This window comes from Candidatus Methanodesulfokora washburnensis, assembly GCF_003947435.1.
Classification (GTDB): Archaea; Korarchaeota; Korarchaeia; order Korarchaeales; family Korarchaeaceae; genus Methanodesulfokora; species Methanodesulfokora washburnensis.
Window position 1 is genome coordinate 1 of the sequence record NZ_RCOS01000006.1, and the last position, 5,207, is coordinate 5,207.

Below are 5,207 nucleotides of genomic sequence, written 5' to 3' on the forward strand. Positions count from 1 at the left end.
CCAGTATCTCCAGCTTTCTTTTATTTTCCCTCAGCTTTCTTATGAAATCAACTATAACCCCATGCCTCATCCTCGGCCCTACGATGTTTGCATACCTCAGTATCAAAGCTTTTATCCCATAGAGCCTTGAATATGTCCCTATTATGGTCTCGCAGGCCAGTTTAACGGCCCCATACACAGAAATGGGATTGAGTTTATGATCCTCGGGAGTTGGAACCCTTGCATCCCCATAAACAGTGCTTGTCGAGGCAAAAACAATGAAGGGAATATCCAGATTTCTGCATGCCTCCAGAACGTTGAATGTTGTCAACAGATTCTCGTCAAAGTGTACCCTTGGGTTTACCGTGCTCACCCTCACCTCGGGGTTTGCAGCATAGTGAAATACAACATCTGCCTTTATGTCCTTTGCCCACTCTAAATCCTTTAGATCCCTTTTCAAAAACCTGAATCCTTTGCTGCCAGTCCATTTTATGTTGTCCATGCTTCCGGAGCTCAGGTTGTCCACTACCACTACTTCATTCCCCTCCGACATTAGCCTGTCGACAAGGTGGCTTCCCATGAAGCCAGCCCCACCAGTGACAACAGCTCTCATTTTAAAACTAGAAAGTATGTTTTTGCAGGCGCTTCGGACTCATCGAGACCCTTTCTGCCAAACCAGGGCTGAGCGCAATCACAAAGTGCTTTCCTAAACAGCATCTCACCCCCCTCAAGCGCCCCCTGGCATGACAGAAAAGGCCCCTCATCCCAGCGTTCCTTGCTCAGCGTGCAGAGAAATAAAGAAGCAGAGAGGGGCCAAATGGCCCCGTCATTCACCCCTCCACCCAGAATGCCCTGGCTCCTCGAGGAGCTTCTTAGAAGCTCGGAGGAGGCAGGACACCCGGCCTTAAGAGGGGTCATTTAACCACCATTGAGGTTACTGCACTGCTACTTCTGGCATAAGGGTATACATCAGAAGGATAAAAAGTTTTCTCTTAGATTAGGAAAAATGGAGCCTCCCTCTGGCTCTGACTATGATGGGAGAAGAGATAAAGTACTGAACTTTCGGGTATTTCTACCTGATAAACCTAGATGGTAGACTTCCTGAGATGTCAAGCGGAGAAAAGAGGTATATAGCCCTGTTAATAGGGCCCTGAGCTTGTTTCCCTTCAGCAGAGCTGTCAATAAGTTAAAAACTGGTTTTCTGGATATAGCAGCTGCTTTGTTCCATTCGTACTCCACTACTTCTAGGTCTTTAATAAGCATTTTGTCATTAGAGGGTACAAGGTGTTTCGTCTTGCTTCCTTAAGAACTTGGAGAATTTTAAGGCTTTTGAGCTGAAAAATTTCACCAATAATCAGTTTACGCTGCTTCGAGTTCTGGTTAGGATTAGATTTATGAAAAAAGTTAATGAATAAAAATAAAAAAGAGATTAGATAGGAACATCTCCATTTGTACCCCACTGCTTTGAGAACGCTTGGGTTCTGTCATAGTTTTTGCCTGATAGCAATGCGTACCAGTAGCCGTTTGAGGGCCTCCAAGCTATAATGTCCATCTTTCCATCACCATCTATGTCTCCAATGAGAGGTCTGTCTCCGCTAGCACCCCACTGCCTTGTAAGAGGTTTTGTCCTATCGTAGCCAGCGCTGGAGAGAAGTGCGTACCAGTAGCCGTTTGAAGGTCTGAATACTATCAAATCTGCTTTTCCATCTCCATCTATATCCCCTACAAGAGGGATATCTCCACTTATTCCCCACTGTTTTGAGAATGACTTTGCCTTATCGTAATTAGTGCTGGAAAGGAGTGCGTACCAATAACCATTTGAGGGTCTGAAGACCATAATGTCCGCCCTTCCATCCTTGTCAAGATCCCCTATAAGAGGGATATCTCCACTTATTCCCCATTGCCTTGTGAGGGGCTTCGTCCTGTCATAATTAGTGCTGGAAAGGAGTGCGTACCAATAACCATTAGAAGGTCTCCAAACTATGATGTCTGCCTTTCCATCTCCATCTATGTCTCCGATGAGGGGCTTGTCCCCATTTGTACCCCATTGCCTTGTGAGGGGCTTTGTCCTATCGTAATTAGTGCTTGAGAGAAGAGCATACCAGTAACCGTTTGAGGGCCTCCAGACCATTAAATCTGCCTTTCCATCCCCGTCAAGATCTCCTACAAGGGGAACATCTCCATTTACACCCCACTGTATTGAGAATGCCTTCGTCCTGTCGTAATTAGTACTGGAGAGTAGTGCGTACCAGTAGCCGTTTGAAGGTCTGAAGACCCTTAGATCCTTCTTTCCATCTTTGTCATCAAAAGGTGCAGCTACATTTACTTTTATTGGTCCATAAATCCCTGGCCAATTTCCAGTCCTTGAATTTCTTTCATCATTCCATGCTTCAGGTGCTCCTGAATTATCAATTACATGAATTCCATACCAGTAAACACCAGGAGACTCAGGGTAGTCATCAAAATAGCCAGAATAGGTAGTACCGGAAACAGTACTTCTGCTTACCTCTGCCCAGTTATCAGGGGCACCATTTTTATCGGTTGCTCTCCACAACTCGACTCTAGCTAGGCCAACATCATCTGAGACGGAGTAGTAGACTCTAACTGCTTCCCCTAAATTAATTGAAGTTTTTGAGACACTAAGAGATGTAACCTTCGGATAGAAGTGCTTTCTTGCCTCAGTAAGATATTGTTTATACTCTTCGTTACCGTTCCCACCACAAGCAGTTTTCTCCCAAGTACACCAAGGATTCCAGTCTTTGCCATTCTGAGAAATTTCATTCGCAGCATTTGCATTGTAATCCTCTTCAAACAGACGACACCTGTCATATTCGGGATGGTAATCTATGTTAATTTGCCAGAGCCCGATGGATTTGTCATTGTCTCCGCATGCAGATGGGTTTCCGCCACTCTCTGCTTTGGCTACAGCATAAGCTGTGACTCTTATGCTTTCACCGGTCTGTGTAACTGCACCTAAAGGAAAGTGATTTCTTACTAAAGCTGCTAGTTCATCACCTGATAAGGGACTTCTGTCCCAGCATGAATATGGGCAAGTTGTGGATTCTACCACCTTTATCAGTTTTTCTGCGGGAGAAGGTTTCTTATCAAGCAATTTACTTTTTGTTTCATCCCAAACCCCGAACTGAAGGTAATATTCTCCCACTGCGTTTATAGTATGAGTCCAACTTACACTTCTTTCCTCTCCTGCACCAAGGTATATTTTTTCGCTCCAATCATCGAATATCAAATTCCAGTTCGAATCCCAAATGCTCGCCCCAGCGTAGAAATAAGCTCCACTAGTTCCAGTATTCTTAAACTGAACTTGAATTGTGAAGGACTTGCCCTTTTCCACTGTTATTTGGCTACTAGGGTAATAACTAACAATCTGAGCTGAAATAGTAGTTTCTGCTGGAGCAAGTCTATGCTGAGATGACCAACCAGTATATCCAGAATCATACTCGATATACCACCACGTATACCCATTGCTGCTTTGAGGCTCTGGGTCATTAGCTGCTTTTATCGTTCCCATACTACCAGATGGAGCTGTCCAGATAATATTATCCTGAGTATTTACAGGATTAATAAATGCTTCACTTCTTACATTAAGTTCACCAGTTGTTTGAACGCGATCACCTACTTTAAACTTTGGAGAAGGAGAGCTAGCATCGAAAAATTGAATATTTGGATAAAAGTATTGAAGAATCCATTTGTAGTCCTTTCCTTGTTCAGCCCAATAAACGGTTCCATATTGGGTCATTCTATCTGCATAATTTACTATGGAGCGACCATTTTCATCAACTACGCCTTCACCAGCTACCCACCCTGTTTTACCACTTTCCAAATGTTTTATAAAGAACCAGTGATAACCATCTATATATGTTAGACCATTACTCAATACATATAATTTATCGCCCTGATAGGCTTCTCCTATTACCTTGCTACTTTTACCGGGATTATCCCTTATATTTAGCACACTCCAACTTACGTAACCTATTCCACTCCAATACTCAGGTGGGAATATCTCTCCATTACGCATTATTCCTATGAGCCAAGTGGACTCAGTAGCTTCATCTACCATACTCTTATATACACTTGGAAGGCTATCATAATAATAACTGTATACTTGATCTCTACTATCATCATATAAATGTGCACGGGCATCGTATCTTTTTGGATTAATAATGTAATACCATCCATACATTTTTATTGCCACTGCTCCAGCTTTTAAAGCCTCCAGTGGGCTTTGGGAGATAATCCATTCATTAGGCAGAACTCTCTTGACATAAGTTTCAAAAGGTACAATTTCCAGCGTACCGCTTCCAGTTCTATAAATACGTATAGTAAATGGCAGGTCATATTGTTGTGTCTGCCCGCATGTGCGCTGAACATAGGCTGAAAAACCAAAGAACATTAGGATGATGGCTAGGAAGAGAACTGATACTTTTTCAGAAATACGTTTACTCCTCATACCATCACCGCTAAAAGATTAAATGGGGATATTAATAATCTTTTCTGGGAGTGGCATTATGTCTATAAAACTGATAAAATATATTGCACGATATCCTTCAGAAACAATCAGGTATACCCCTAAATATGATAGAAAGACGAGAAAATTCAATCCTGAGGATCTTCTCAGGAAAATTGTCCTGCTATTCTATGAGAGAGGGGAACCTGTAGAGGTCACGGCTATTGCAAGGGAGCTGGGTTTAGAAAAGGTTGAAAAATTCACAGAGAGGGTGATTAAACGTTATCTGGGCCGCATGGTAGATTGTAAGACTAAAGAGAGAAGAATTTTCATTTCTCCTTCAGCTCTTATCTTTGTATTTGAAGATGGGAAGGTGCTGGATCTCACAGATCTCGCTGAATTTTATAATAATCTACCTAAATTTTCCCAAAAAGTTACTGTGAATATTCTTAAAGAGGAAATCACGCTGGAGGAGCTGCTTCTGATCTTCAGGGGGAGAGAACAGGAGGCTATTAAAAAACTCTCTGAATTGTGTAAAATGGCGAAACCACTTCTTCCGTACCATGATTTTGCTAAATACGACTTCAGCACTTTAAGAGAGTACATTCACAGAGGCTTCCTTCTCGAGGATATCAGCCAGAGGATAAGGGATTCACGGTATAAGCTGGGAGATCTAGTTTTAGACTTTATTCGCTGGTATGGAACTGGAAGGAAGGGGGAGGAATTCTCCTTTGATGATGTAACCTGCAACTATGAAGAGAGA

General features: G+C 42.6%; 3 protein-coding genes. 1 reads left to right on the plus strand and 2 read right to left on the minus strand.

Annotated features, from left to right (window positions below):
- Window positions 1–592, minus strand: a 592-nt coding sequence (locus D6D85_RS00280) for an NAD-dependent epimerase/dehydratase family protein (protein ID WP_125670039.1), incomplete at its 3' end; no start/stop codon positions are given.
- Window positions 593–1,408: 816 nt separating this feature from the next.
- On the minus strand, window positions 1,409–4,447 hold the full coding sequence (locus D6D85_RS00285; RefSeq protein ID WP_125670040.1) for an FG-GAP-like repeat-containing protein: 3,039 nt from the start codon (window positions 4,445–4,447) through the stop codon (window positions 1,409–1,411).
- A 58-nt stretch (window positions 4,448–4,505) separates the two neighbouring features.
- Here D6D85_RS00285 and D6D85_RS00290 point away from each other — a divergent pair.
- The coding region (locus tag D6D85_RS00290; protein ID WP_133308274.1) for a hypothetical protein at window positions 4,506–5,207 on the plus strand (702 nt) is incomplete at its 3' end.